The organism is Cellulomonas sp. McL0606 (assembly GCF_058248365.1).
Map to the genome: position 1 here is coordinate 1062394 of NZ_CM177779.1, position 26519 is coordinate 1088912.

29 protein-coding genes and 2 pseudogenes are annotated in these 26519 nt (G+C 72.5%); 16 read left to right on the forward strand and 15 right to left on the reverse strand.

Features of this window, described 5'->3' with window-relative positions; genetic code table 11:
- Positions 1–3: 3 nt before the first annotated feature.
- The gene (locus AC38ZX_RS05295; RefSeq protein ID WP_491296587.1) at positions 4–1011 is read right to left on the reverse strand and encodes a YggS family pyridoxal phosphate enzyme; all 1008 of its coding nucleotides are present in this window, start codon (positions 1009–1011) and stop codon (positions 4–6) included.
- Positions 1012–1052: 41 nt separating this feature from the next.
- Between AC38ZX_RS05295 and AC38ZX_RS05300 the strand changes: the two genes are divergently transcribed.
- The gene (locus tag AC38ZX_RS05300; RefSeq protein ID WP_491296589.1) at positions 1053–1451 is read left to right on the forward strand and encodes a YccF domain-containing protein; all 399 of its coding nucleotides are present in this window, start codon (positions 1053–1055) and stop codon (positions 1449–1451) included.
- Between the two features lie 82 nt (positions 1452–1533).
- On the opposite strand, the gene AC38ZX_RS05305 is transcribed toward AC38ZX_RS05300, so the two are convergent.
- Genes AC38ZX_RS05305 through AC38ZX_RS05315 form a run of 3 tightly spaced genes read right to left on the reverse strand, consistent with a single transcriptional unit; the run spans position 1534 to position 4896 of the window.
- Positions 1534–1833: an MmcQ/YjbR family DNA-binding protein gene (locus tag AC38ZX_RS05305; protein ID WP_491296590.1), complete on the reverse strand. Its 300-nt coding sequence runs from the start codon at positions 1831–1833 to the stop codon at positions 1534–1536.
- Complete coding sequence (ybaK, locus tag AC38ZX_RS05310; RefSeq protein WP_491296591.1) at positions 1833–2336, reverse strand: Cys-tRNA(Pro) deacylase; 504 nt, start codon at positions 2334–2336, stop codon at positions 1833–1835. Before ybaK ends, AC38ZX_RS05305 begins: the two co-directional genes overlap by 1 nt.
- A 13-nt stretch (positions 2337–2349) precedes the next feature.
- On the reverse strand, positions 2350–4896 hold the full coding sequence (locus tag AC38ZX_RS05315) for a DEAD/DEAH box helicase (protein ID WP_491296593.1): 2547 nt from the start codon (positions 4894–4896) through the stop codon (positions 2350–2352).
- Positions 4897–4959: 63 nt separating this feature from the next.
- On the opposite strand from AC38ZX_RS05315, the gene rnhA reads away from it, so the two are divergent.
- On the forward strand, positions 4960–5388 hold the full coding sequence (gene rnhA / locus AC38ZX_RS05320) for a ribonuclease HI (protein ID WP_426595882.1): 429 nt from the start codon (positions 4960–4962) through the stop codon (positions 5386–5388).
- Positions 5389–5426: 38 nt separating this feature from the next.
- Here rnhA and AC38ZX_RS05325 read toward each other — a convergent pair whose 3' ends face one another.
- Positions 5427–6203 carry an MBL fold metallo-hydrolase gene (locus AC38ZX_RS05325; RefSeq protein ID WP_491296595.1) on the reverse strand — a complete coding sequence of 259 codons (777 nt, stop codon included), beginning with the start codon at positions 6201–6203 and terminating at the stop codon, positions 5427–5429.
- A gap of 137 nt (positions 6204–6340) precedes the next feature.
- On the opposite strand from AC38ZX_RS05325, the gene AC38ZX_RS05330 reads away from it, so the two are divergent.
- Together AC38ZX_RS05330 and AC38ZX_RS05335 are read left to right on the forward strand one after the other, a co-directional pair.
- Positions 6341–7222, forward strand: a complete 882-nt coding sequence (locus AC38ZX_RS05330; RefSeq protein WP_491296596.1) for an oxygenase MpaB family protein — start codon at positions 6341–6343, stop codon at positions 7220–7222.
- Positions 7219–7953 carry a glutamine amidotransferase gene (locus AC38ZX_RS05335; protein WP_491296597.1) on the forward strand — a complete coding sequence of 245 codons (735 nt, stop codon included), beginning with the start codon at positions 7219–7221 and terminating at the stop codon, positions 7951–7953. The genes AC38ZX_RS05330 and AC38ZX_RS05335 overlap by 4 nt, the downstream gene beginning before the upstream one ends.
- Before the next feature lie 67 nt (positions 7954–8020).
- Here the strand turns inward: AC38ZX_RS05335 and AC38ZX_RS05340 are convergent, their stop codons facing one another.
- Positions 8021–8620, reverse strand: a complete 600-nt coding sequence (locus AC38ZX_RS05340) for a hypothetical protein (RefSeq protein WP_491296598.1) — start codon at positions 8618–8620, stop codon at positions 8021–8023.
- 44 nt (positions 8621–8664) lie between these two features.
- A complete protein-coding gene (locus tag AC38ZX_RS05345; protein ID WP_491296599.1) occupies positions 8665–9543 on the reverse strand; it encodes a 3-methyladenine DNA glycosylase in 879 nt (292 codons plus the stop codon).
- A 26-nt stretch (positions 9544–9569) separates the two neighbouring features.
- Between AC38ZX_RS05345 and AC38ZX_RS05350 the strand changes: the two genes are divergently transcribed.
- The 3 genes from AC38ZX_RS05350 (at position 9570) to AC38ZX_RS05360 (ending at position 11952) form a co-directional block, all read left to right on the forward strand.
- Positions 9570–9956, forward strand: coding sequence for a DUF1304 domain-containing protein (locus AC38ZX_RS05350; RefSeq protein ID WP_491296601.1), 387 nt, complete (start codon positions 9570–9572; stop codon positions 9954–9956).
- A 75-nt stretch (positions 9957–10031) separates the two neighbouring features.
- On the forward strand, positions 10032–10583 hold the full coding sequence (locus AC38ZX_RS05355) for an RNA polymerase sigma factor (RefSeq protein WP_426594856.1): 552 nt from the start codon (positions 10032–10034) through the stop codon (positions 10581–10583).
- Complete coding sequence (locus tag AC38ZX_RS05360) at positions 10573–11952, forward strand: hypothetical protein (protein ID WP_491296603.1); 1380 nt, start codon at positions 10573–10575, stop codon at positions 11950–11952. Before AC38ZX_RS05355 ends, AC38ZX_RS05360 begins: the two co-directional genes overlap by 11 nt.
- Here the strand turns inward: AC38ZX_RS05360 and AC38ZX_RS05365 are convergent.
- On the reverse strand, positions 11949–12950 hold the full coding sequence (locus AC38ZX_RS05365; protein ID WP_491296604.1) for an acyltransferase family protein: 1002 nt from the start codon (positions 12948–12950) through the stop codon (positions 11949–11951). The genes AC38ZX_RS05360 and AC38ZX_RS05365 overlap by 4 nt on opposite strands.
- Positions 12951–13042: 92 nt before the next feature.
- Between AC38ZX_RS05365 and AC38ZX_RS05370 the strand changes: the two genes are divergently transcribed.
- From AC38ZX_RS05370 to AC38ZX_RS05395, 6 genes are all read left to right on the forward strand, one after another.
- Positions 13043–13864 (forward strand): methyltransferase domain-containing protein, encoded by an 822-nt coding sequence (locus tag AC38ZX_RS05370; protein WP_426594859.1) that lies wholly within the window; start codon positions 13043–13045, stop codon positions 13862–13864.
- 82 nt (positions 13865–13946) lie between these two features.
- Positions 13947–14732 (forward strand): fumarylacetoacetate hydrolase family protein, encoded by a 786-nt coding sequence (locus tag AC38ZX_RS05375; protein ID WP_426594860.1) that lies wholly within the window; start codon positions 13947–13949, stop codon positions 14730–14732.
- A gap of 37 nt (positions 14733–14769) precedes the next feature.
- The gene (gltX, locus tag AC38ZX_RS05380) at positions 14770–16284 is read left to right on the forward strand and encodes a glutamate--tRNA ligase (protein ID WP_491296605.1); all 1515 of its coding nucleotides are present in this window, start codon (positions 14770–14772) and stop codon (positions 16282–16284) included.
- Positions 16284–17189: a pseudouridine-5'-phosphate glycosidase gene (locus tag AC38ZX_RS05385; RefSeq protein ID WP_491296606.1), complete on the forward strand. Its 906-nt coding sequence runs from the start codon at positions 16284–16286 to the stop codon at positions 17187–17189. Before gltX ends, AC38ZX_RS05385 begins: the two co-directional genes overlap by 1 nt.
- Positions 17158–18045 carry a carbohydrate kinase family protein gene (locus AC38ZX_RS05390; protein ID WP_491296607.1) on the forward strand — a complete coding sequence of 296 codons (888 nt, stop codon included), beginning with the start codon at positions 17158–17160 and terminating at the stop codon, positions 18043–18045. Before AC38ZX_RS05385 ends, AC38ZX_RS05390 begins: the two co-directional genes overlap by 32 nt.
- A 42-nt stretch (positions 18046–18087) precedes the next feature.
- Positions 18088–18825, forward strand: a complete 738-nt coding sequence (locus AC38ZX_RS05395) for an HAD family hydrolase (RefSeq protein ID WP_491296609.1) — start codon at positions 18088–18090, stop codon at positions 18823–18825.
- Here the strand turns inward: AC38ZX_RS05395 and AC38ZX_RS05400 are convergent.
- From AC38ZX_RS05400 to AC38ZX_RS05425, 6 genes and pseudogenes are all read right to left on the reverse strand, one after another.
- Positions 18822–19646 (reverse strand): class I SAM-dependent methyltransferase, encoded by an 825-nt coding sequence (locus AC38ZX_RS05400; RefSeq protein ID WP_491296610.1) that lies wholly within the window; start codon positions 19644–19646, stop codon positions 18822–18824. The genes AC38ZX_RS05395 and AC38ZX_RS05400 overlap by 4 nt on opposite strands.
- Before the next feature lie 4 nt (positions 19647–19650).
- Positions 19651–20455: pseudogene (gene hisN, locus AC38ZX_RS05405) on the reverse strand (histidinol-phosphatase).
- A 35-nt stretch (positions 20456–20490) separates the two neighbouring features.
- Positions 20491–21557, reverse strand: a pseudogene (gene rsgA / locus AC38ZX_RS05410) (ribosome small subunit-dependent GTPase A).
- Positions 21557–22858 (reverse strand): 3-phosphoshikimate 1-carboxyvinyltransferase, encoded by a 1302-nt coding sequence (gene aroA, locus AC38ZX_RS05415; protein WP_491296611.1) that lies wholly within the window; start codon positions 22856–22858, stop codon positions 21557–21559. Before aroA ends, rsgA begins: the two are co-directional and overlap by 1 nt.
- Before the next feature lie 134 nt (positions 22859–22992).
- Positions 22993–23367, reverse strand: coding sequence for a hypothetical protein (locus AC38ZX_RS05420; protein ID WP_491296612.1), 375 nt, complete (start codon positions 23365–23367; stop codon positions 22993–22995).
- Between the two features lie 11 nt (positions 23368–23378).
- Positions 23379–23924 (reverse strand): ferritin, encoded by a 546-nt coding sequence (locus tag AC38ZX_RS05425; RefSeq protein ID WP_426594870.1) that lies wholly within the window; start codon positions 23922–23924, stop codon positions 23379–23381.
- 198 nt (positions 23925–24122) lie between these two features.
- On the opposite strand from AC38ZX_RS05425, the gene AC38ZX_RS05430 reads away from it, so the two are divergent.
- The gene (locus AC38ZX_RS05430; RefSeq protein WP_491296613.1) at positions 24123–24803 is read left to right on the forward strand and encodes a sigma-70 family RNA polymerase sigma factor; all 681 of its coding nucleotides are present in this window, start codon (positions 24123–24125) and stop codon (positions 24801–24803) included.
- Positions 24803–25105, forward strand: a complete 303-nt coding sequence (gene rsrA, locus AC38ZX_RS05435; RefSeq protein ID WP_426594872.1) for a mycothiol system anti-sigma-R factor — start codon at positions 24803–24805, stop codon at positions 25103–25105. The genes AC38ZX_RS05430 and rsrA overlap by 1 nt, the downstream gene beginning before the upstream one ends.
- A 56-nt stretch (positions 25106–25161) precedes the next feature.
- On the opposite strand, the gene AC38ZX_RS05440 is transcribed toward rsrA, so the two are convergent.
- Positions 25162–25236, reverse strand: coding sequence for a 50S ribosomal protein bL37 (locus AC38ZX_RS05440; protein ID WP_155859599.1), 75 nt, complete (start codon positions 25234–25236; stop codon positions 25162–25164).
- Positions 25237–25347: 111 nt separating this feature from the next.
- On the opposite strand from AC38ZX_RS05440, the gene AC38ZX_RS05445 reads away from it, so the two are divergent.
- Entirely contained in the window at positions 25348–26436 is a 1089-nt protein-coding gene (locus tag AC38ZX_RS05445) for a type IV pilus twitching motility protein PilT (RefSeq protein WP_426594873.1), read from the forward strand.
- The last annotated feature ends 83 nt before the right edge of the window (positions 26437–26519 follow it).

Here is a 26519-nt window from a genome sequence, read left to right on the forward strand (position 1 = left end):
ATGTCAAGGTGCCTTGACATGACAAGGATGCTTGACAGTCCGATCGGTGTCAAGCGACCTTGACGTATCTGGTGGGCGTCCCGGTCCTCCTTCCTTGCGACTGCCCGGTGACTTCCCCGACGAAGGAGCAGCAGATGACCGCGTACGCCGGCCTGGACCGCGAGTTCCGTCGCATGAGCCTGCTGCACGCCCGCGAGCTGGCGAACGCGCGCCGTCGCGCCAGCAGCGCACGGTCGGCGGCCACGCGGGTCGTCGTGCTGCGCGGGGGTGGTCGGGCGGGGCGCCGGCCCGGCTCCTGACCTCAGGCCGGCCGCGCCCCGAACACGGCGCTGCCCACCCGCACGATGGTCGCCCCCTCCGCGATCGCGAGACTCGAGGTCGCCGCTCATGCCCATCGACAGCGCGCGCGCCGGGAACGCCCGCGGCGACGACCTCGTCGCGGATGCTGCGCAGGAGCGCGTAGCCGCCGCGCACGACGTCCGCGTCGGGGGAGTTGGCGCCCACCGTCATGAAGCCGCCCAGCCGCAGCCCGTCGAGCGCCGTGATCGCGCCAGCGAGGTCGACCGCCTGTGCCGGGGCGACGCCGTGCTTCGTCGGCTCTCCGGAGACGTTGACCTGCACGTACACCTCCAGGCCGCCGGCGCGCGCCGCCAGTCGTTGCGCCAGGCCGAGCGAGGCGACCGACTCGATGCAGGACGCCCAGCGCAGTGCGGCGGTGACCTTGTTCGACTGCAGCGGGCCGATGAGGTGGGTCGGGACGTGCAGGTCCCGGAACAACGGCCCCTTGGCCACGAGCTCCTGGACCCGGTTCTCGCCGACGAGGACCGGCTGCCCGGCATCGGCGACCAGGGCGGCGCGGACCGTCTCCGCGTCCTGCGTCTTGGTGGCCAGCAGGAGCCGCACCGATCCGGGGGTGCGTCCGGCGGCGCTCTCGGCGGCGGCGATCCGGGCCCGCAGGCGGGCGAGCCGGTCGGCCACCGTGCCGGCCGACGTGCCGGGGTCGACGGTCATGGCACGCACCCTATCCGGCCGTCGTGGTGCACCCTGGACCTGTGAAGACGCTGCTGAACCTGATCTGGCTGGTGCTCGCAGGCTTCTGGCTCGCGCTGGGCTACGTGTTCGCGGGCGTGCTGTGCTGCATCCTCATCGTCACCATCCCGTTCGGCATCGCGTCGTTCCGGATGGCGAGCTATGCGCTGTGGCCGTTCGGGCGCACGGTCGTCGACAAGCCGACCGCCGGCGCGTGGTCCGTGATCGGGAACGTCATCTGGATCATCGTGGCGGGCTGGTGGCTCGCGCTGATGCACATCGTCACGGGCATCCTCGAGGCGATCACCATCATCGGGATACCGCTCGCGCTGGCCAACTGGAAGATGGTGCCGATCTCGCTGGTCCCGCTGGGCAAGCAGATCGTCCCGTCGGACCGGGCGATGGCGGCCTACGGGCACTAGGGCCCGTCGGGGTGCTCCGCGAGCCAGCGGGCGCCCACCGTCTTCGGCGCCGCCAGCAGCCACGCCTCGACGATCACGTCCGTCACTCCTCGACGTCGATGACGTCGAGCCGGACCAGCACCGCCGGATAGCCGTGGAAGTGCGGCGTGACGAAGTACGCGTCGGGCCGCCGGGCCAGCAGCTCGTCCTTGGCGACGAGCGTGCCGGTGTGCACCATGAGGACCGGCCCCTCGGGCACGGCGTCGCCGAGCGCCTTGAGGTCCGCGGGCCGCAACCCGCGCGCCTTGACGACGACCTTGCCGCGCACCGACCAGACGTGCCCCTCCTGGGTCGTCTCGGGCAGCGCCAGCGCGGCGGCGGCGACGTCCTCGAAGGTGGCCATCAGGCCCGCGCGATGTCCGCGACGGTCGCGCCTGTGAGCCGGACCAGGTCGTCGGGGGACAGCTCGACGTCGAGGCCCCGTCGGCCCCCCGAGACGAAGACCGTGTCGAACAGCCAGGCCGTCTCGTCGATCACCGTCGGGTGTGCGCTGCGCTGGCCGAGCGGCGAGATCCCGCCGACGACGTAGCCGGTGGCCCGTTCGGCGTCGAGCCGGTCGGCCAGGGCGGCCTTCTTGCCGTCGACCGCGTGCGCCAGGGCCTTGAGATCGAGCTGGCCGGTCACCGGCACGACCGCGACCGTGAGCGTGCCGTCCACGCTGGTCATGAGGGTCTTGAACACCTGCTCGGGCGGGACGCCGATGGCCGCGGCCGCCTCGAGGCCGTAGCCGAGCATGGAGGCCGGGTCGTGCTCGTACGTGTGCGCCGTGTGCTCGACGCCGGCGGCGGTCAGGGCGACGAGCGCGGGGGTTCCGGTGGGTGCGTGCTTGGCCACGTTCTTGGACACGACGACCAGCCTGTCACAACGGTCCGACGGCCGTGATGCGCAGCTGGACCTCGCTGGTCTCGTCGGAACCGGCGAGGTCGACCACGGCGTCGATGCGCCAGTCGTGGTCGCCCTGCGGGTCGTCGAGAAGCTGGCGGACGGTCCACGTGCTGCGTCCCGGCGTGACCTGGAACAGCGCCGGCCCGCGCGCGGGCGAGCCGGTGAGGATCTCGTCGTGGTCGTCGTAGAACGGGTCCAGCGCGTCGCGCCACCGGTCCACCGTCCACGGTTCGCCGTCGTCGTCCACGTCACCGAGTGCCGCGAGCCCGCCGTAGAACTCCCGGGCCGCCAGCTCTACTCGGCGGAACAATGCGCCGCGGACCAGCGCGCGGAACACGCGCGGGTTGGCCGAGATGGGCTCGGGGACGTCCTCGTCCAGACCGCCGGGCGCGTCCGCGCCGTGCTCGTCGAGCGGGTTGGACAGCCGCTCCCACTCGTCGAGCAGGCTCGAGTCGGTGCGCCTGACCAGGTCGCCCAGCCACTCGATGAGCTCCCACAGCTCCTCGGTCCGCGCGTCCTCGGGGACCGTCTGGCGCAGCGCCCGGTAGGCGTCCGCGAGGTAGCGCAGCAGCACGCCCTCGGTGCGGTCCAGCTGGTAGTAGGCCACGTACTCGGCGAAGCTCATGGCCCGCTCGTGCATGTCGCGGACCACCGACTTGGGGGACAGCGCGAGGTCGGCCACCCACGGGTTGGTCTGGCGGTACGTGACGAACATGGCCTCGAGCAGCTCCGCGAGCGGCTTGGGGTACGTGACGCCCTCGAGCAGCGCCATGCGCTCGTCGTACTCGATGCCGTCGGCCTTCATCGCCGCCACGGCCTCGCCGCGCGCCCTGTTCTCCTGCGCCGCCAGCACCTGGCGGGGGTCGTCGAGGGTCGACTCGATCACGGAGACGACGTCGTGCCCGTAGGACGGGTCCGCCTGGTCGAGCAGGTCGAGCGCCGCGTACGCGAAGGGCGACAGCGCCTGGTTGAGCGCGAAGTTGGGCGGCAGGTCGGTGGTCAGGCGCAGGCCGCGGTGGCGGTGCCCGTCCTGGTCGACGATCCACGGGCGCTCGATGACCCCGGCGGCCTTGAGCGAGCGGTAGACGGCGATGGCCCGACGGACGTGCCGGCCCTGGGCGCCGGCCGGCTCGTGGTTGTCGGTGAGCAGCTTGGTCATCGCCGCGACCGGGTCGCCCTCCCGCGCCAGGACATTGAGCACCATGGCGTGCGACACCGCGAAGCTGCTGGTCAACGGCTCGGGCGGGGCGTCGCGCAGGCGCTCGAACGTCTTGTCCGTCCAGTTGACGTGCCCTTCGGGCGCCTTCTTGCGGACGATCTTCTTGAGCTTCTTCGGGTCGTCGCCGGCGCGCTCGAGCAGCTTGCGGTTCTCGATCACGTGCTCGGGCGCCAGGACGATCACCTCGCCGACGGTGTCGAAGCCGGCACGCCCAGCCCGCCCGGCGATCTGGTGGAACTCGCGCGCGGACAGGTGCCGCATCCGGACGCCGTCGTACTTGACCAGGCTGGTGAGCAGGACGGTGCGGATGGGCACGTTGATGCCGACGCCGAGCGTGTCCGTCCCGCAGACGACCGGCAGCAGCCCCTTCTGCGTGAGCCGCTCGACCACCCGGCGGTACTTGGGCAGCATCCCCGCGTGGTGCACCCCCACCCCGTGCCGCAGCAGCCGGTTCAGGGTCTTGCCGAACCCCGGGCCGAACCGGAAGCCCGCGATCTCGTCGCCGATCCGGTCCCGCTGCTCGCGGCTGGCCAGCGGCGTGGACAGCAACGACTGCGCGCGCTCGACGGCCTCCTTCTGCGTGAAGTGCACGACGTAGACCGGGGCTCGCCGCGTCTTGACCAGCTCGTCGAGGAGCTCGTGCAGCGGCTCGATCACGTAGTCGAAGATCAGCGGCACGGGCCGTTCGGCGTTCGCGATGACGGCCACGGGCTGGTGCGTCCGTCGGGTCAGGTCCTCCGCGAAGAAGGCGACGTCGCCGAGCGTCGCGGACATGAGCACGAACTGGACTGTCGAGAGCTCCAGCAGCGGCACCTGCCACGCCCAGCCGCGCTGCGGGTCGGAGTAGAAGTGGAACTCGTCCATGACCACCTGGCCGACGTCCGCGTCGTCGCCCTCGCGCAGCGCCACGTTGGCCAGGATCTCGGCCGTGCAGCAGATGATCGGCGCACCAGGGTTCACCGCCGAGTCGCCCGTCATCATGCCGACGTTGGCCGACCCGAACGCCTCGACCAGGGCGAAGAACTTCTCGCTGACGAGCGCCTTGAGCGGTGCCGTGTAGTACGTGCGGCGGCCCTGGGCCAGGGCGACGAAGTGCGCCGCGACGGCCACCAGCGACTTCCCGGAACCCGTGGGTGTCGACAGGATCACGTGCGCGCCGGTGACCAGCTCGAGCAGTGCCTCGTCCTGGTGCGGGTAGAGCGTCAGCCCCTGGTCGTCGGCCCAGCCGGTGAAGGCCTCGTACAGCGCGTCGGGATCGTTCGGGTCGGCCGGGATGCGTTCGGCCAGCGTGGGGGTGCTCATCGTGGGTCGATGGTCCCATGAGGTTCTAGGGTGTGGGCCGTGACCGAGCGCCCGACGGTGGAGATGTGGACCGACGGCGCCTGCAAGGGCAACCCGGGTGTCGGCGGGTGGGGCGCGTGGATGCGCTACGGCGAGCACGAGCGCGAGCTGTTCGGCGGAGAGGCGCTGACCACCAACAACCGCATGGAGCTCACGGCGGTGATCGAGGGGATGCGCGCCCTGACCCGCCCGTGCGACGTCACCCTGCATGTCGACTCGCAGTACGTCATGAACGGCGTGACCTCGTGGCTGGTCGGGTGGAAGCGCAACGGGTGGCGGACCGGGGGCAACAAGCCGGTCAAGAACCAGGATCTGTGGCAGGCCCTCGACGCCGAGCTCGCCCGGCACAGCGTGCGGTGGGTGTGGGTCAAGGGGCACGCGGGGGACCCCGGCAACGAGCGGGCCGACGAGCTGGCCAACCGCGGGGTCGAGAAGGTGCGCGCCGAGACCTGAGGTCGGGTCCCTCCGACGAGCACGGACCGGCGGTCTGGTCAGCCGACCTCGGTGGCCTCGCCCGGGGTGAGCCAGCGGACGTCGGCGCCGGTCGCGGCCAGCGCGGGCTCGAACACGTCGCGGTTCTCGCGGAAGTGCGACCAGCCCTCGTAGTGGACCGGCACGACGACCCGCGGGCGAAGCAGGTCCACCACGGCGACGGCCTCGGTCGTGTCGAGCGTGAACCGCACCGGACCGGTGACGCCGAACGTGACCGCCCCGAGGTGGAGGACCGCGACGTCGACGTCCATGGCGTCGATCGCGTCGCGCAGTCCGTCGTACAGGACCGTGTCGCCCGAGATCCAGACCGCCGTCGCGTCCGACCCGTCGACCGTGATCGCGAAACCGATGACGTCCCCGACGATCTGGTGGATGAACGTCGGGCCGTGGCGGCCGGGGGTCGCGGTGATGGTGAGGGTCGGGCGACCGGGAGCCTCGAGGACCGTCGTCTCGCCCGCGAGCAGGCCGACCGTCCCGCCGCCGAGGCGCCTCGCACCCGAGGCCGTCGTCACGACGCGCCCCGCCGACGGCAGGAACGCACGCCCCGCGTCGTCGAGGTTGTCGGCGTGCTGGTCGTGCGAGAGCAGCACGGCGTCGACCGTGCCCAGGTCGGCGGGCTGCAGCGCCGGACCCGTGACCTTGCGGGCGCGGGCGCCGTAGCCGAAGTGGTAGCGGCGGCCCGGTGCCTCGAACGTCGGGTCGGTCAGGAGACGCCAGCCGTCGAGCTCGATGAGCAGCGTCGGACCGCCGATGTGCGTGAGCGTGGGTGCGGGCATGGCCCAGTGTCCCGTACCCGCGGTGGGAAGCCAGGGGAGGGGCGGCGCCCCGCACCCGCGCGCCCGGGCCGACGGCGACCTAGCATCGAGCCTCGGAGCGGGTCGGCCGCTGCGACCCGTCGGCGAGAGGTGGACCTGTGGCAACCAGCCTCTCGAGCGTGCGGGACAAGGCCGGCACCCAGCTCTTCCTGCGTGTCGCGGGACCCGACGGCCTGGCTCAGCGCGACCGGATCCACCTCACGCCCGGTCCACGCTGGTTCCTGCCGGGTTCACCGATCCGAACGGTCCACGGCGACGCGTCGATGTTCGTCGGCGGCATGCGCGCCCTGCTCCTGCAGTCCCTGCATCCCGCGGCCATGGCCGCAGTCGCCGCGCACTCCGGCTACAAGGGCGACCCGTGGGGTCGGCTGGCGCGGACCAGCACGTTCCTGGCGGTCACCACGTTCGGCACGGCCGACGACGCGCAGGCGGCGATCGACCGGGTCCGATCGGTGCACGAGCGCATCAGCGGTGTCACGCCGGAGGGCGTGGCGTACGCGGCGGCCGATCCTGCGCTCCTGCGGTGGGTCCACGTCGCCGAGGTGGACAGCTTCCTGCGCGCCTACCGCCGGTATGGGCAGCGCCCGATCGACGCGGTCGACGCGGACCGGTACGTCGCCCAGGCCGCGCGCGTCGCGATCGCACTGGGCGCCGAGCGCGTGCCGACGTCCGTGACCGGCCTCGCCGTGGCGCTGCGCGAGTTCCGGCCCGTCCTGGGCCCGTCCGCGGCGGCCCGCGAGGCCGCCGAGTTCCTGCTGCACGATCCCCCTGTTCCGTGGACCCTGCGGCCTGCGTATGTCTCTCTGGCCCGCGCGGCGGTCGCCTCACTGCCGATGTGGGCGTGCGAGCAGCTCGGTATCCGGCACCCCGGCGCCGTCGGGCGGGCGGGGGCCCGCGCGGCCGGTGGAACCGTGACCCGCCTGATCCGCTGGATGCTCGGCCCTGACGACGCGAGCCGGGTGGCGACGGGGGCCCGATGAAGCCGTTCCTGCTGCTCAGCTCGCGCGCCGAGGACCTCGCCGCGGACGGTGAGCACGCGGCGTTCCTGCGGTTCGCACGGCTGCGGCCCGACGAGCTCGAGCGTGTCCGGATGGAGGCCGCGCCGTTCCTGCCGGTGTCGCTGGAGCGGTACTCGGGCGTCATCGTCGGCGGCAGCCCGTACGACGCGAGCACGCCGGAGCAGGACAAGTCGTCAGCCCAGCGGCGGGTCGAGGCGGAGATGTCGACGCTGCTGGACGACATCGTCGACCGCGACTTCCCGTTCCTGGGAGCCTGCTACGGCGTCGGGACGCTCGGTCTCCACCAGGGCGCCGTGATCGACCGGACCTACGCCGAACCCATCAGCGCCGTGACCATCACGCTCACCGACGAGGGTCGGGCGGACCCGCTGCTCCACGGGCTCCCGTCGTCGTTCGACGCCTTCGTCGGGCACAAGGAGGCGTGCCGCGTGCTGCCGCCCCACGCCGTGCTCCTGGCGTCGTCGGCCACCTGCCCGGTGCAGATGTTCCGGGTGCGCGAGAACCTGTACGCCACGCAGTTCCACCCCGAGCTCGACCTCGAGGGGATCACGACGCGCATCGGCGTCTACCGCGACTACGGGTACTACCGGTCGAAGGAGTACGACGAGGTCGTCGCGAGGGTCCGCAGCGCGGTCGTGTCGGAGCCGGCCCGGATCCTCGAGGCGTTCGTCGCGCGCTACGGCGGGACGTGAGGGCCGTGCCACGCCTCGCGTGACGGGGTGAGCGTCGGCTCGGACGAGCAGGACCGGCCGTGTGACGTCAGCCGGCGACCGGGGCCACGTCCCACGACCAGCTGGTGAGCATCGACTCGACCGTGGCCGAGGTCACCGAGGTCTCGGCACCGTCGGCGTACATGAGGCCGACACCGACCACGACGCCGTCGTGGTCGGTGAACCACTCCCGGAGGGTCGTCGTGCCGAGGCGGGTGTCGATCCGGTACGCGTCGCCGAAGGCGCTGTGGACGAGCACCGGCCCGTCGACGATCGTCGCCCCTTCGACGACGGGATGGGCCAGGTGGTCCGCCACGACCGCCTCCGCCGACCTGCCTGCATCGGGCAGGCAGGTGACGAAGAGCGCCTGGAGCGGTTTGGCCGTCAGCCGGAACGTGCGGTTCGACGTGGCGTCGAGCGTGCCGGGATCCGAGATCGGGGCACGGAAGGAGTAAGCCGGGCACCGGCCGACGGCGAGGGCCTGGACCGCGAACGGCAGGTTGACGCTCGCAGTGAGGGTCTGGACCGGCAGGTCGTCGGGAAGGGTGGCGGCGCGGTGGTGGGCCCAGACGTCGGCGGTCGCGCCGCCCGCGAGGAACGCGACGGCGCCCACGAGGGTCGCGACGACATGACCGCGGCTGAACCTCACGACGTGCTCATCGACCGTTCGGCGGCCGAACTGAACGATGCGGGTCAGACGAGCGCACAGACGCCGAGTAGTCGTTCTCGCAGCGCGTTGCCCCGTTCGGCGAAGCCCTTCTGCGCAACGGCGTACGACGCTTTGCCCTCGGGTGTCTCGATGGCGACGGGCTCCAGCCCGTAGGACGACACGTCGTACGGCGAAGCCCGCATGTCGAGCGTCCGGATCTCCCTCGCGAGCTCGAAGCAGTCCAGCAGCAGGTCGCCGGGCACGAGCGGACCGAGCTTGGTGGCCCACTTGTAGACGTCCATGCCGGCGTGCAGGCAGCCGGGCTGCTCCAGCTCGACCTGGTTGGCACGGGTCGGTCGAAGGGCGTTGCGGTCGACCGCGTCGGGCGTGAAGAAGCGGTAGGCGTCGAAGTGGGTGCAGCGGATGTGGTGCGACTCGACGACCGCGTCCGTGCCGGCGGAGCCCAGGCGCAGCGGCAGCGGGTGCCGATGCTCGTCGTCGCGCTCGCGGTAGACCATCGCCCACTCGTGCAGGCCGAAGCAGCCGGTGAACGCGGGCCGGGACGCCGTCCGGCGCAGCAGGTCCGCGACGAAGCGCAGCGTGTCGCCGCGCTCGGCCACGTAGGCGTCGACGTCCAGCCGGACGGACCCGTCGGGCTCCGTGACGTACCAGCGCCACTCCGCGTGCGGTACAGGACCGGGCGCGAGCGCGACGCCGGCTCCCGGGTGCCAGCGGCGCAGGGCCGACGGTGAGACCGGGTAGTACTCGAACAGGAAGTCCTCGATCGCGTGCTTCTCGTGCCGCGACCGGCGCGCGCGACGACCGGCCGTGAAGGCGTCGGCGCGCGCGGCGTGCTCGTCGGCCAGCATCTGCCAGGTGGCCAGATCGAGCACGGCGCCCCGGCTCGGCGCACTGGTGGTCATGTCTCCAGGGTAGGCAGACTGGCCCGATGCTCATTGCCGCCTCGGTCTTCGCCGTGCTCGCCGCCCTGCTGCACGTGCTGTTCTTCGCGTACGAGTCGGTCCTGTTCGAGCGGCCCGACGTGCACGCGCGGTTCCGGACACCCGCGCTGGACGTGCCCGCCGTCAAGCCGTGGGCCTACAACCAGGGCTTCTACAACCTCTTCCTCGCGGTCGGCACGCTGGTGGGCGTGGTCGTCGCGCTCGCCGGCAGCGACGACGTCGGCCTGGCGCTCGTCCTGTTCGGCTGCGGCTCGATGCTCGCCGCCGCCGTGGTCCTGATCAGCGCGGACAGACGCATGGCCCGGGCCGCCGCGACGCAGGGATTCTTTCCGGCGCTCGCGGTGGTCTTCGCGATCCTCGCGCTCGTCGCGTAACTTCACCCGCACCAACCCCAACGTCGGACGGCCCGACTGTCGCTGTACGGGTGGAGGACCACAGACGGGGGAGCGGTGACGACGTGGGAGGACCTGCTGGAGCAGGTCGCGCGTGAGCGCTACGGACGCCTCGTCGCGCACGCGACCCTGGTGTCCGCGTCGCCGGCCGACGCGCAGGACCTGGTGCAGGAGTCGTTGATCGCCGCGTTCTCGAGCCGGGCACGGTTCGGGTCGGTCGAGCAGGCCGAGGCCTACGTCCGGCGAGCGATCGCCTCGCGGGCCGTCGATGCGGGTCGGCGCCGCACGCGTGAGGCGCGTCTGCTGGCGCGCGCGGCGGCGCAAGCGCCGATGGCGACCGCGGAGGTCGATCTGCTGCCGGGCGCGGACGTGGTGCGGGCGCTCGCGACCCTGAGCCCCCGGGAGCGTGCTTGCGTGGTGCTGCGCCAGATGGAGGATCTGTCTGTGACAGAGACGTCGGCCGTGCTCGGGCTCAGCGAGGGCGCCGTGAAGCGGTACACGTCAGACGGGCTCGCCCGCCTGAACGCCGTCCTGGGAAGCACTGCGCCCCCGGTGGAGCGGATCTCGGTGCGGACGCTCGGCTCGACGGAGGTGCGCCATGAGCGATGAGCTGCACGCCCTGCTGAGCCAGGCGTCGAGCCAGATCGAAGGCGCCGCGCCCGCCCTGGAGCGCGGCCGCCTGCAGTGGGTGCGGGCGGCAGTCCGTCGGCGCCGGATCGTCCGCCGCACGGCCGAGTCCGTGGCGGGCGTCGGCGTCGTCGGCGTGATCGGCGTGGGCCTGTGGATCGGGGTGAACCACGGGACCCCGGAGCCGGTGGTGCCGGTGGTGACGCCGACCGTCGCGCCGAGCGTCACGCCGACGGCGGCACCCAGCAGCACACCGGCGCCCACCCCCGTCGGACCACCGACGCGGGCCGCGTCGATCGACGACGAGACGGTGATCGCGCGGCTGTCCAAGCCCCGCACGGGCGAGGTGTGGCAGACGCCGGTGCCTGCCCCCGAGGTGAAGGACGTCCTGGTCGGGTCGGGCTCGGCCGACACCGCGTTCCTCGTGGGACAGCGGGCGGGGACCCCGATCTACATCACCGTGGGAGTGCAGGAGGGGCCCGGGCCCGCCACGGTCACCGGCCTCTACGAGATCGACACCGCGGGCGTGCGGCTGATCGCGTGCCCCAGCGCGCGGACCACCGATCCGTGCGCGCCGCCGAGCACCGCGACCGCTGCCGGCGTCGTCCGTGACGAGGCCACGTTCTACGACACCTACACGCTGCCGCGCTCGATCGACCTCGGCGGAGGCTACGCGGTCACGACGACGTCCACCACGAGCTGGACGTACTTCCCGGACTACCTCTACGGCGATGCGGGGGCACTCTCGGGAGCCGAACCGCCCGTGCTGCGAACGGTGCGGACGATGGGCGCGATGTCGCTCGTGACCGAGGAGCTGGAGTCCTACGGAGCGGAGGTGACGAGCTTCCGGTACGCGCTCACGACGCCGTTCGGTTCGACGGTGGCGCTTGCGGCCGAGGACGCGCCGGGCGGTGACTTCGGGTCGATCGTCTGGCGCCACGGGGATGAACCCGTGCCGGCTTACGACGGCACGGGGGATACGCGCGGTACCCGCTCCAGCGTGTCTCCGGGCGCACCCGCGTGCCTCAACGCCACACTCTCGCGCGACGTCCACCATGTCGCCGCGCAGTGGCGGCAGGCGGGCGACACGGCCCAGGGCCAGCCCGTCTTCGTGCCGGTCGAGGGCGGCAACCCGCTGTCCCTGACAGTTCGCGGGTGGCAGGAGAGCCACTCCTGGGGCTATCCGGTGCAAGGCGAGGACCTCGTCATCGGCGCCGCCGCCGGATACCCGTACCTGACCGACGAGGCGTTCCTCGCGGCCCGGGCTCTGTATGCGCTCCAGGGCCCGACGGGGGAGTGGTTGCTGGCGTTGCGCTCGGATGCGGAGTCCGTCATCTGGGAGTGCGCCTAGCCGACGGGTGCGTCCGCTGCCCTCGTCGACACCTCGTGCATGACCTGCTCCAGCGGTCCGCGCCCGAGGAACCTCGCCCAGGTCCAGCACGCGACCACGGTCACGCCGAGGAACGCGAGCCAGCCGAGCACGGTCGGGTCGTAGACGACGGAGTCGCCGACGATCGCGATCACGACGATGTGCACCGTGTACGCGGTCAGGGCCAGGGCGCCTACGGCGGCCAGCGGGGCAACCCCCCGGGGCCAGCGCTCGCCCGCGGCCAGGGACGCCGCGATGACCAGGAACGCGACGCCGGTGTTGCCGACCACCTCGAAGGTGCTCGACGAGTGTGGCGCGCTCGTGGTGAGGTCTGTCGGCCACGTGCTCACGTGGCCCGCGAGCCAGGCGCCTCCATGCCCGAGCACGACGAGCCCGGCGCCGAGCAGGACGCCCGCCCGTCGCAGCGGGCGGGACCGCAGGTCGCAGCGGCCGACCGCCAACCCGGTGAGCAGGTACGACATCCAGATCAGGGCCGGGTACTCGGGCCCGACGAACAGGCCGAGCGGCGTGTTCTGGTCGGGCGCGTCGGGCGCGATCCACCGGGCGAGCGGCGGACCGAGGACCGCGAACGCCACCGCTGCCACCACGAGCGCTCGGCGCGACCAGCCGAGCGTGGCGCTCCCCGCGACGAACAGGACGGCGTAGGTCGGCAGGATCACGATCACCGGCGTGCCCAGCGCAACGAGGAGCACACCGAGCACGAGCACGAGCAGCGCCCGGACCACCACCCGCACCCGCGCCCGCGTCATCGCGCGGCCGACCACACGACGCGCACCGCCCGACAGGAGCGCGAGCGAGACGCCCGCCAGCACGACGAAGAGAGCCGACGGGCGCCCGTCGGCGAGCTGGGCGAAGCCACCCGGAGGCACCGGGCCGTGGTCGTCCGGTCCGACGTGCGCGGTCATCATCCCGAGCACGGCGAGGCCCCGTGCCACGTCGATGCCCACGATCCGCCGCATCCGTGGATGGTAGGGCAGGCGCGAATCTCGTATGTCGAAACGTTTTGTTCCGGTTGTTGAAATCGGACCCGCCCAGATGGTTAGAGTTCGATGTGAACTCTCCGGCACACCCCGACGTCTACACCCACGGACATCACGAGTCCGTCCTGCGGTCGCACCGCTGGCGCACCGCGGAGAACTCCGCCGCGTACCTGCTCCCGGCGCTCGTGCCCGGGGTGCGCCTGCTCGACGTCGGCTGCGGCCCGGGCTCCGTGACGATCGACCTGGCCGCCCGTCTGGGCGCCGGTTCTGCGGTCGGGGTGGACACGTCGTCCACCGTGATCGAGATCGCGCAGAAGGCCGCGGCGGACGCGGGCGCCGCGAACGTGAGCTTCCAGGTGGCCGACGCCTACGAGCTCCCCTTCGAGGACGACGCGTTCGACGTCGTGCACGCGCACCAGGTCCTGCAGCACCTCACCGACCCCATCGCCGCGCTGCAGGAGATGCGACGCGTCACGCGTCCCGGCGGCCTGGTCGCGGTCCGCGACGCCGACTACGCCGGCATGACCTGGTACCCGCCGTCGGCCGGGCTCGACGACTGGCTCGCGCTCTATCACGAGGTCACGCAGGCCAACGGCGCGGAGGCCAACGCCGGGCGTCGGCTGCTGGCCTGGGTCCGCGAGGCCGGGTTCGACCCGGCCGGCATCGTGCCCAGCGCCGGTGTCTGGTGCTACGCCACCCCGGAGGACCGCACCTGGTGGGCCGGGCTGTGGGCCGACCGGTCCGTCGCCTCGAACTTCGCGGCACAGGCCATCGCGCACGGCCTCGCCGACGAGGTCGGCCTGGAGCTGCTCGCCGACGCCTGGCGCGAGTGGGGCGAGCAGCCCGAGGGCTGGTTCGCCGTGCTGCACGGCGAGGTGCTCGCGCGCGCCTGAGGTCGGTCTCGTCAGCTCGCGCGACGGGCGTCCCGCCCCGGGCGGGAACCTCGAGCGTTCCGGCGTCCGACTATCCTGAGGCGTGCGCATCGCGAGGTTCACCACCGGGGGAGACCCCCGCTACGCCCTGGTCGACGGTCCCGCCGGATCCGAGGAGCTCGTGGTCATCACGGGCGACCCGCTCTACACGCCGGTGCAGCCCACCGGCGAGCAGATCCGGCTGGACGACGACAGCGTCCGTCTCCTCGCACCGGTCATCCCGCGGTCGAAGATCGTCGGCGTGGGGCGCAACTACGCCGAGCACGCTGCCGAGCTGGGCAACGAGGTCCCGGCCGCGCCGCTGCTCTTCCTCAAGCCCAACACGTCCGTGATCGGTCCCGACGACCCCATCGTCCTGCCCGACTGGACCGAGCACGTCGAGCACGAGGCCGAGCTGGCCATCGTCATCGGCAAGGTCACCAAGGACGTGACCGCCGACCGTGCGCTCGACCATGTGTTCGGCTTCACGGTCGCCAACGACGTCACGGCCCGGGACGTCCAGCGCGCCGACAGCCAGTGGACCCGTGGCAAGGGCTTCGACGGCTCGTGCCCGATCGGCCCGTGGATCGTGCCCGGCCTCGACGTCGACGACCTGTACGTCCGCGCCCGGGTCAACGGTGAGCTCAAGCAGGACGGCCGCACGTCGCAGATGATCTTCGACGCGGCCTACCTCGTCGCGTACGTCTCCGAGGTGTTCACGCTGCTCCCCGGGGACCTCATCCTCACCGGCACCCCGGCCGGCGTGAGCCCGATCGTCGACCGCGACATCGTCGAGGTCGAGGTCGAGGAGATCGGGACGCTGCGCAACCCCGTGCTGCGCCGGCACTGAGTCTGGGTGCCCACGGCTGAGCACTAATCTGGAGCCCGTGACCTCCACCGCTCCCGCCGGCTCCACCGTGCGCGTCCGCTTCTGTCCGTCGCCCACCGGGACGCCGCACGTCGGCCTGATCCGCACGGCGCTGTTCAACTGGGCGTACGCGCGCCACACCGGGGGCACGTTCGTCTTCCGCATCGAGGACACGGACGCGGCGCGCGACTCGCAGGAGTCGTACGAGCAGCTGCTCGACGCGCTGCGCTGGCTGGGCCTGGACTGGGACGAGGGCGTCGAGGTGGGCGGCCCGCACGAGCCCTACCGGCAGTCGCAGCGCTCCGACCTGTACACGGACGTCGTGCGCCGGCTGGTCGAGGTCGGGTACGCGTACGAGTCGTTCTCCACGCCCGAGGAGATCGAGGCACGCCATCGGGCGGCCGGCCGCGACCCGAAGCTCGGCTACGACGGCGCCGACCGCGACCTCACCGACGAGGACAAGACGTTCTTCCGGGCGGAGGGGCGCGAGCCCACGCTGCGCCTGCGGATGCCCGACGACGACATCACGTTCACCGACCTGGTGCGCGGCGAGATCACGTTCCAGCCCGGCTCGGTGCCGGACTTCGTCATCGTGCGCGCCAACGGCCAGCCGCTGTACACGCTGGTCAACCCGGTGGACGACGCCCTGATGGGCATCACGCACGTGCTGCGCGGCGAGGACCTGCTGAGCTCGACCCCCCGCCAGATCGCGCTCTACCGCGCCCTGCTGGAGCTGGGCGTGGCCACCGTCATGCCCACGTTCGGCCACCTGCCGTCCGTGCTGGGCGACGGCAACAAGAAGCTGTCCAAGCGCGATCCCGAGTCGAACCTGTTCCACTACCGCGACCGCGGCTTCACGCCCGAGGGCCTGCTCAACTACCTCGCGCTGCTCGGCTGGTCGATCGGCCCCGACCGCGACATCTTCACGATGGCCGAGATGACGGGCGCGTTCGACGTCGTCGACGTGAACCCCAACCCGGCGCGCTTCGACCAGAAGAAGGCCGAGGCCATCAACTCGTCCCACATCCGCCTGCTGGAGCCCGACGACTTCAGGAACCGCCTGGTGCCCTACCTGCACCGCGCGGGCCTGGTCCCGGCCGACTCCTACGCGGACCTGTCGGTCGAGCACCGCGCGCTCCTGGACGCGGGCGCACCGCTCATCCAGGAGCGCATCACGCTGCTCGGCGAGGTCGAGGGCATGCTCGGGTTCCTGTTCGTCGCCGACGACGCCCTCGAGATCGCCGACGACGCGCGCGGCGCCCTACGCGACGAGACGCCGGCCGTGCTCGACGCCTCCGTCGCCGCGCTCACGGCGCTCCCGGAGGACGGCTTCACCACCGAGGCCACGCAGGCCGCGCTGCAGGCGGCCCTGGTCGACGAGGGCGGGCTCGCCCTCAAGCCCCGCCTCGCGTTCACGCCGCTGCGCGTGGCCCTCAGCGGTCGGCGGATCTCGCCGCCGCTGTTCGAGTCCATGGAGATCTTGGGCCGGACCGCGACGCTGGCGCGCCTGACGGCCTTGCGCGAGGCAGTCTGATGGCGACGATCCGGGTGTCCGACGAGGTCACGGACGCGATCCGCGACGGGCGGCCCGTCCTCGCGCTCGAGTCGACGATCTTCACGCACGGCCTGCCCCGGCCACGCAACCTCGACGTCGCCCTGGAGGCCGAGGAGGGTCTGCGCGCGCAGGGTGTGGTCCCCGCGACCATCGGCGTCTACCGCGGCGTCCCGACGGTCGGGCTCAGCACCCCGGAGATCTCCGACCTGGCCTACACGGACGGCATCGACAAGGTCTCGCTGCGCGACCTGCCCGTGGCGATCGCGCTCGGGCTCCATGGCGGGACCACGGTCGCCGCGACGGCGTTCCTCGCCCACCACGCGGGGATCCGCGTCTTCTCGACCGGCGGCCTCGGCGGCGTGCACCACGGCGCAGCGGAGACGTTCGACGAGTCTGCCGACATGACGACGCTCGCCGCCACGCCGGTCCTGGTGATCAGCGCGGGCGTGAAGTCCATCCTCGACGTGGCGGCCACGCTCGAGCGGTTCGAGACGCTCAACATCCCCGTGCTCGGCTACGGCACCACCCGCTACCCGGGCTTCTACGTCTCCGACTCCGGCCACCGGATCGTCTACTCCGTGGACACCCCCGAGCAGGTGGCGGCGGTGATCGAGGCGCGCGACGCGCTGGGCCTGCCGCAGGCGATCCTGCTGGCCAACCCCGTCGCGGAGGACAAGCAGCTGCCGCCGGCGGAACTCGACGCGATCCTCGAGCGCGCCTGGGCCCAGGCCGCGGCCGAGGGCGTCACGGGCAACGCCACCACGCCGTTCCTGCTCGACTTCATACAGCGCGACACCGGCGGCCGCAGCCTGGAGGTCAACGTCGAGGTGTACCGGGGCAACGTGGCGCTCGGTGGCCGCGTCGCCACGGCTCTCGCGGGCTGAGGACGTGGTCCTCGGCGTCACCGGCGACCTCGTCGAGGACGTCGTCGTCTGGCTCGCCGAGCCTCTGCGGCACGGCACCGACGCCCGCGCCCGGGTGTTCCGGACGCCCGGCGGCAGCGGCGCCAACGTCGCGCGGTTCGCGGCGGGCCTGGTGCCGACGAGGTTCCTCGGCTGTGTCGGGCCGGACGCGCCGGGCGACGCGTTGGTCGCCCAGCTCGCGGCGGCCGGTGTCGACGTGCGCGTGCAGCGGGCCGGCCGGACCGGCACGGTCGTCCTGCTGATCGACGAGACCGGCGAGCGCACGATGTTCCCCGACCGCGCGGCGTCTGCGCTGCTCGACGACATCCCGCCGGCGTGGCTCGACGGGCTCGACGTGCTGCACGTGCCCGCGTACTCCTTCGAGGGCGGCCCGACCGCCGCCACCGTCCAGACGGCCGTCCGGCAGGCCCGGCAGCGGGGGATCCTCGTCTCGGTCGACGCGTCCTCGACGGGGATGCTCACGCACTACGGCGTCGCCGCGTTCCGCGCCCTGCTCGCCGACCTGGCCCCCGACCTGCTCCTCGCGAACGGCGCCGAGGCCGCGCTCCTGGGCCCGGCCGTGTCGCCACGCACGACGATCGTCGTCAAGGCCGGCGGCGATCCCACGGTCGTGCACCTGCCGGACGGGTCGAGCGTGGAGGTCCCCGTGCCGCCGGTGGCCGACGTCCGTGACCTGACCGGCGCCGGCGACGCGTTCGCCGCGGGCTTCCTCGCGTCGTTCGTCGTCCGCCGAGACCTCGAGAGCGCGTGCGTCGCGGGCCACGCCAGCGCGGCCCGCGTCCTGACGTCGCCCGGTGCGACCACCGACGGTCCGTGATCGGCTGGACGGCCGGTTGATCCCTCGAAGTAACCTCACGCGGTGAGCACCCGAGCTGTCGACGGCGTCCTGTTCGACATCGACGACACCCTGGTGGACACCCGGGGAGCCTTCAGCACCGCGTTGGCGACGATCGCGCGCCAGTACCTGCCGGACGTGCCGCCGGACCGGGACACCGAGATCCTGACCTTCTGGCGCGCGGACGCGAACGACCACTTCGGCCGCTACACCCGCGGCGAGGTCAGCGTGCGGGAGCAGCGGATGTCCCGGGCCAACGAGCTGCACGCCCAGTTCGGCGGACCCGCCCTCGACGACGACGGCTTCACGGCGTGGGACGCGGTGTTCGACACGACCTTCCGGTCCGCCTGGTCGGCCCACGACGACGTCGCCACCGCGCTGGCACGGATCCTCGACGCCGGGCTGCACGTGGGCGCCCTCACCAACGCGGCGTCCGCCTACCAGAGCGACAAGCTCGAACGCACCGGCCTCGCCGACCGCGTCCCGCTGCTCGTCTCCGTCGACACCCTCGGCTTCGGCAAGCCCGACCCCCGCGTCTTCGCCGAGGCCTGCCGCCTGCTCGGCACCGAGCCCGGCCGCACGGTCTACGTCGGCGACGAGCTCGACGTGGACGCCGCGGCTGCCCGTCGCGCGGGCCTGCTCGGCGTCTGGCTGGACCGGCCGGGCGCCCGCCGACTGCCGGTGACCGAGGCCCAGATCGGGGCCGCCGGGGTGCTCGTCGTCTCGTCGCTCGACGACCTGCCGGACGCCCTGGGGCTCTAGCCGAGGGCCGACCGTCCCCGTTCTTTCGCCGAGACCACCCTGACCGGTTGTGGTGGGCCGCGGGCCTGCACTACCGCAGGTGGGCTCGATAGCACTCCGTGCGGTACGGGACGTCGATCACGTCGCGGCCGCGCAGGTCGGGGTGGGTCGCGACGAGCTCGTCGATCTCGTCGAGCAGCGCCTCGCGCTCGTCGTCGGGAAGCAGCAGCAGATGGCTGCGGCTGGCGGCCAGCACGCGCAGGTCGGTGGCGCGCAGGCGGTCCGTCCAGTGGAAGGTGGCGTGCTCGGGCTGGGTGAAGACGTCGCCGAGCTTCCGGCTCGTCGTACCGGAGCGTCCCGCCGAGGGTGTCGCCGCGGTGCACGATCTCGGTCCAGCGGGCCACCCAGTCGACCGACTCGTCGCGGATGTTCCAGACCGGCGCCACGCGGCCGCCGGGACGCAGCACGCGGGCGATCTCTCGCGCTGCGGCGGGCGCGTCGACCCAGTGCCACGCCTGCGCCACGGTCACGGCGTCGACGGACGCGTCGGGCAGGTCCATCCGCTCGGCGGTTCCGGGACGGGCGTCGACCGAGGGCAGCAACGCGGTCAGCTCGGCTCGCATCGCGTCCGACGGCTCGACGGCGACGACGCGGAACCCGAACGCGACCAGCCGCTCGGTGAGCTTGCCGGTCCCGGCGGCGAGGTCGAGGACGTCCCGGGCGTCGGCGGGCACGGACCAGCGCACGACCTCGTCGGGGTAGCTGGGACGCGTGGCGCGGTACACGGCCGCGCCGGTCTGGAAGGACGCCGCGCGGGCGGCCCGGTCGTCGGTGCTGCTCATGCGGTCAAGCCTGCGGCAGCGGGTCCAGCACGTCGAGCGCGGCCCTGTGCAGGCGGCCGTTGGACACCAGCGCGGACCCGCCGAACGGGCCCGGGACGCCGCGGATCGACGTGAACGTGCCGCCCGCCTCGGTGACGATGGGCACGAGCGCGGCCATGTCGTGCAGCGCGAGCTCCCGGCTCCGCGGACAGGTCGACCGCGCCCTCCGCGACCAGCACGTGCGACCAGAAGTCGCCGTAGGCCCGGGTGCGCCAGGTGCGCCGGGTCAGGTCGAGGAACGGGTCGAGGAGCCCGTGCTCCTCCCACCCCGACAGGCTCGAGTACGAGAGCGACGCGTCGGAGAGGCGTTCCACGTTCGAGACCTGCAGGCGGGTGGCCGCGGCGAGCGACTTGCCGGTCCACGCGCCGGACCCGACGGCCGCCCACCAGCGACGACCGAGCGCGGGTGCACTGACCAGGCCGAGGACCACCTGGTCTCCGTCGAGGAGCCCGATCAGGGTGGCCCAGACGGGCACGCCGCGGACGAAATTCTTGGTGCCGTCGATCGGGTCGACCACCCACCGTCGCGGCCCGTGGCCGGTGTCGCCCATCTCCTCGCCGTGCACCGCGTCGCGCGGCCGCGCCCGGGACAGCTGACCGCGGATGACCTCCTCGGCCGTCTTGTCGGCGTCGGACACCGGCGTCAGGTCGGGTTTGGTCTCCACACGCAGGTCGAGGGCCTTGAACCGCGCCATGGTGATCGAGTCCACCTGGTCGGCGATGACGTGGGCGAGGCGCAGGTCGTCGTCGTACCCGGGACGAATGCTCATGGCTGCCACGCTAGCGTGCTGGTCAGACGCGCACGTCAGGGGCGCGCGGTCTCCCGCTGCTCGGGTTCGCCGGTGCCCAGACGGCTCGCCAGCAGGCGCCGGAACGACTCGACGCGCGCCGCGCGGGCGGCCTGCGTGCCCTCGTCGGTGGAGTCCCGCACCCAGTCGTCGAGCCCGCAGTCGGGCGCGTCGTCCGCGTGGGTGCACCCGCGCGGGCAGTCCTCCGCGACGGCGGCGAGGTCCGCGAACGCCCCGAGCAGGTGCTGCGGGTCGACGTGCGCGAGCCCGAACGACCGCACGCCCGGGGTGTCGATGACCCACGTGGGCTCGCGGGTGCCGGGCACCCGCAGCGCGACCGCGGGCTGGAGGTGTGGCGCCCGCGGCCGGTCACGTCGTTGACCACGCCGACCGCGCGGCCGGTGCCCGGGACCAGCGCGTTGACCAGCGTCGACTTGCCCACCCCGGAGTGGCCGACGAGCACCGACGTGCGCCCGTCCAGAGCCTCGCGGATGGCGTCGAGCCCCTCGATCACACGCTCGTCGCCACGGCTGCTCACCACGACGTGCACGCCGATCGGCGCGTACATGTCGACGAGCGTCGCGGGGTCGGCCAGGTCGGCCTTCGTGAGCGCCAGCAGGGCGTCCATCCGGGCGTCGTAGGCGGCGGCGACGCAGCGGTCGATCATGCGGGTGCGCGGCTCGGGGTCGGCGAGCGCGGTCACGATCACCAGCTGGTCGGCATTGGCGACGATGATCCGCTCCACCGGGTCGGTGTCGTCGGCGGTTCGGCGCAGGACCGTCCTGCGCTCCTGGATGCGCACGATCCGCGACAGCGAGCCCTCGTCGCCGGAGGTGTCGCCGACGATGTCGACGCGGTCGCCGGGCACCACGCGGTCGCGACCGAGCTCGCGGGCCTTCATGGCGATCGCGACGCGCTCGTCGGGGCCGTCGGGGTCGACGAGGATGGCGTACCGACCACGGTCCACGGCTGTGACCAGCGCGGACTCGGCGTCGGCGTGCTCGGGACGCTGCTTGGTGCGGGGGCGCGAGCCTCGACCGGGACGGATGCGGACGTCCCGCTCGTCGTAGCGCCGTTGAGCCATCAGGCCGGCGCCCGGGTCCCCAGCAGCATGTCCGACCAGAGCCCGACGAAGTCGGGCAGCGTCTTGGCCGTCGTCGCGACGTCCTCGACCTCGATGCCCGCCACGCGCAGCCCGATCAGGGCGCCCGCGGTGGCCATCCGGTGGTCCTCGTACGTCCGCCAGACGGCTCCGGTCAGCGGGCGCGGCGTGATGACCAGGCCGTCGGACGTCTGCTCGGCCTGCCCGCCGACGCGCGTGATCTCCGCCGCCAGGGCCGCGAGCCGGTCGGTCTCGTGGCCGCGCAGGTGGGCGATGCCGCGCAGCCGGGTGGGGGAGTCGGCCAGCGCGGCGAGCGCGGCGATCGTCGGGGCGATCTCGCCCGCGGCGTGCAGGTCCAGATCGACGCCGCGGACGGTGCCGGTCCCGGTGACGGTGAGCACGTCACCGTCCAGGACGGTGCGCGCGCCCATCCGCTCGAGGATGCCCGGCAGCAGCCCGCCGGGCTGCGTCGTGCGCGACGGCCAGCCGGGCACGCTGACCGACCCGCCGGCCACCATCGCCGCGCACAGGAACGGCGCCGCGTTGGACAGGTCCGGCTCGACGCGCACGTCGCGGCCGGCGATCGGGCCCGGCGCCACCTGCCAGATGGCGGGCCGCGAGTCGTCGACCTCCACGCCGGCCTCCCGCAGCAGCGCGACGGTCATCTCGATGTGGGGGAGGCTGGGCAGCGTCCGACCCGTGTGCCGCAGCGTGAGGCCGCGCTCGAACCGGGCCGCCGCGAGCAGCAGGCCGGAGACGAACTGGCTGGACTCGGAGGCGTCGATGTCGACCTGCCCGCCGGTGATCGCTCCGCGCCCGTGCACGGTGAACGGCAGGTGGCCCGGCTCGCCGTGCTCCTCGATGCGCACACCCAGGGTCCGCAGCGCGGTCAGGACGGGACCCATCGGGCGGGCCAGGGCCGAGGTGTCGCCGTCGAACCGCACGGGTCCGTCGGCGAGGGCGGCCACCGCCGGCAGGAACCGCATGACCGTGCCGGCCAGGCCGCAGTGGATCGTCGTCCCGCCGCTCAGCGCACCGGGCGTGACCGACCAGTCGCTGCCGTCCTCGTGCACGACCGTGCCCAGTGCACCCAGCGCGGCGGCCATCAGGCGCGTGTCCCGCGACCGCAGTGCCCCGCGCAGGCGGCCGGGCGCGTCGCCGAGGGCGGCGAGCACGAGGTAGCGGTTGGTCAGCGACTTCGAGCCGGGGACCTCGACGACCGCGTCGAGAGGTCCCGCCGTGACCGGCGCCGACCAGAGGTCGACGGGGGGTGCGGATGTCATGGCACCCAGGTTAGTGGGCCTCCGACCGCTCCAGGCGCGCCTTCTGCACCCGCCAGGCCAGGCCCGGGCGGCCCTCGTGGTCGGCGGCCGCGAGCACGGCGCCGGCGGTGAACGCCAGCGCGCGGACGAACCGCTCACGGCGCGCCTGGCGTTCGGGCTTGCTCTCGGTGCCCTTCCTGCGGGGCAGGTTCACCAGCACCAGGGGAGCGGTCAGGACGGCCAGCGCGAACGCCGCCGTCCGGGGGCTTGTCGAGCGAGAGCAGGATCCCGGCGCCGGCGAGCGCCGCGCCGTGCACCTGGACGACGGTGGCCAGCTGACGGTCGGACAGCTCGTAGCCGATCACCTCGCCTGCGGGCCCCTGCCGGACCTGCGCAGGCAGCCGGCCGAGCAGGGTGGTCAGTGCGCCCTGGGCCTGCGCGGCGTGCGACGACGGATGGCGGACGACGTCGAGCCCCTCGGCGACGAACCACGAGGCGAACAGGGGGCGGGCAACGCGGCGAAGCAGCACGGGTGGTCTCCTCACAGGGCCCCGCCCGCAGCGGTCGGTGCGTCGGCGGACACGCCACCGTCACCGACCTGCTCGCGGGCGACGTAGTTCTCCAGGTCGAACAGGTTGTCGCCCGCACGCGTGGCGACCGTCAGCAGCGTCGTCGCCGAGGCGACCTCCTCCACCTGCTCCTTGAGGAACCAGAGCAGGAACTGCTCGCCCAGCGCGTCGTTCTCGGCACGGGCGGCCCGGAAGATCGCCTCGATCTGTGCGGTCACCTGCTGCTCCTGGGCCAGCGCCAGGGCGATCGGGTCCGTGACCTTGGCGAAGTCGTTGCGCACGGGGCTCCCGGCGGGGATCTCGACGGCGAGGTCCCGGTCCAGCAGGTAGCGCACGATCATCAGCGCGTGGTTGCGCTCCTCGAGGGCCTGCCGGTAGTAGTGCGCGGCCAGCTGCGGCAGGTCCTGCCCGTCGAACCAGACCGCGATCGCGACGTACTGCTGGTGGGCGTCGAACTCGTGACCGATCTGCTCGCGGAGCAGCCGCAGGTAGGTGGAGTCGTCCGAGATGGTCGTCATGCCGCCACGCTAGTGCCGGACCGGTGCGAAGGCGAAGCCTGCGGGCCGGTGGTGCCGCAGGTGGGACGGGGTGGGGAATGGCACGCGGGCCTGCGCCGTTGTGCCTCCCATGGCTGCGCCACCCTCGAGACGCGACCCACGACGTCCGCCCCGACCGGTTGGGCCTCGAGCGTCCCCGCAGACCCCAAGGATCGCCCTGTGGCGTGGCCCACGCCGGTCGGTGTCCGCGGCGTCGCGGGACTAGGCTCGACCGCGATGAGCGAGGACACCCACCGCGCCCCCGAGGCCGAGGACGACGCGGCCCGCACCGAGCGGTTCGAGGCAGAGGCACTGGTCTACCTGGACCAGCTGTACGGCGCTGCCCTGCGCATGACGCGCAACCCCGCGGACGCCGAGGACCTGGTGCAGGAGACGTTCGCCAAGGCGTTCGCCGCGTTCCACCAGTACCGCCCCGGCACCAACCTCAAGGCGTGGCTGTACCGGATCCTCACCAACACGTACATCAACTCCTACCGCAAGAAGCAGCGCGAGCCGCAGCAGTCCCGGTCGGAGGAGATCGAGGACTGGCAGCTCGCCCGCGCCGAGTCGCACACGTCGGCGGGCCTGCGCTCCGCCGAGGCCGAGGCGCTCGACCACCTGCCTGACTCCGACGTGAAGGACGCGCTGCAGCGCATCCCGGAGGAGTTCCGCATCGCCGTGTACCTGGCCGACGTCGAGGGCTTCGCGTACAAGGAGATCGCCGAGATCATGGGGACGCCGATCGGGACGGTCATGTCCCGTCTGCACCGCGGGCGAGCCCAGCTCCGCGAGATGTTGTCGGACTATGCGCGTGGGCGGGGCCTCGTCGCCGCGGCCCCCACCACGCCGGAGGTGCCGTGATGAACGAGTGGGACGAGTCGGTCACGCTGCCGGCCGCGCTGCAGGCCGGGTCGTGCGGGAACAACTGCACCGACGCCCTGGACCGGTTGTGGGAGTACCTGGACGCCGAGCTCGAGGCGCCCGACACCGAGGTCGTGCGGGCTCACCTGGCCGAGTGCCAGGGCTGCCTGGACGAGTACGACGTCGAGGTCGTCGTGAAGAACCTGGTGCGTCGTGGCTGCCAGGAGGTCGCTCCGGACACCTTGCGCGTACGGATCCACGAGCAGCTGACGATCATGCGGGTCACGACGACCCTGGACTGAGCCCCTGCGGGCACAAAGAAGGCCCGGTGCTCGTGCACCGGGCCTCATCTGTACCGTCAGGCGTTGGGACGGTTGCCGTGGTTCGCGGCGCTGCCCTTGCGGGAACGACGCTTGCGGCCTCGCTTGCTCATGGGATCTCCTCGGATATCGACGCTGCTGGCGTCGGGCTCGCTCCATGATCCCACACCTGATCGCCCGCCCTGACCCTCAAGTCACGTGGACACTCGTCCGATGACTACGGGGTGAGCCAGCCGACACAGTCCGTGATCCCGTTCCTGCACGCCCTTGCGAGCACGGGCGGTTCCGACCTGCACTGCAAGGTCGGCTCTGCACCGCGCGTCCGGGTCGACGGCCGCCTGCGCAAGCTGCAGGTGCCCGACCTCAAGCCGGCGGACACCGAGCGCATGCTCGAAGAGGTCATCCCCGACGACCTGGTGGACCACTTCCGCACCAACCACGAGGCGGACTTCGCGTACTCGGTGCCGGGCGTGGGCCGGTTCCGCGTCAACGCGTACCAGGCCCGCGGCACCTACGGCATGGTCTTCCGGCGCGTCGCCGTCGGCGCTCAGGCGCTGGGTGACCTGGCCCTGCCCGAGGTGATCGGCCAGCTGGCGCTCGAGCCGCGCGGGCTCGTGCTGGTGACAGGCCCCACCGGTTCCGGCAAGACGACGACGCTCGCGTCGATGGTCGACCTCATCAACACCTACAAAGAGGTCAACATCGTCACGATCGAGGACCCGATCGAGATCCTGCACCAGGACAAGAAGGCGATCGTTTCGCAGCGCGAGGTCCGTCAGGACACGGCCGACTTCACGGTCGCCCTGCGTGCTGCCATGCGGCAGGACCCCGACGTCATCCTTGTCGGCGAGATGCGTGACGTGGAGACCGTCCGCGCGGCGCTGTCCGCGGCAGAGACCGGACACCTCGTCCTGTCCACGCTGCACACCATCGACGCGGCCGAGACGATCAACCGCATCATCGACTTCTTCCCGCCGCACGAGCAGAAGCAGGTGCGCATCGCGCTGGCGCAGTCCCTGCGCGGGATCGTCTCCCAGCGTCTGGTCCGGCTGGCCGACGGCGCCGGTCGCCGCCCCGCGATCGAGGTCATGATCAACACCGGCCGCACGCGCGACGCCATCCTCGACCCGTCGGAGGCGCCCCCGCTGATCGACCTGATCCGCGACGGCGACTTCTACAAGATGCAGACCTTCGACCAGCACCTGTTCCAGCTGGTCCGCGACGACATCATCACGTTCGACGAGGCCCTGTCGGCGTCGACCAGCCCCCACGACCTCACTGTCGAGCTGCGCCAGGCGGGCCTGGTCAGCTGACCCAAGTCTGACCGAGCTTCGAGCGAGCTCCACCGAAGCTTCGAGCCGACGAGCCCGGGACCCGTACGAGGGTCCCGGGCTCG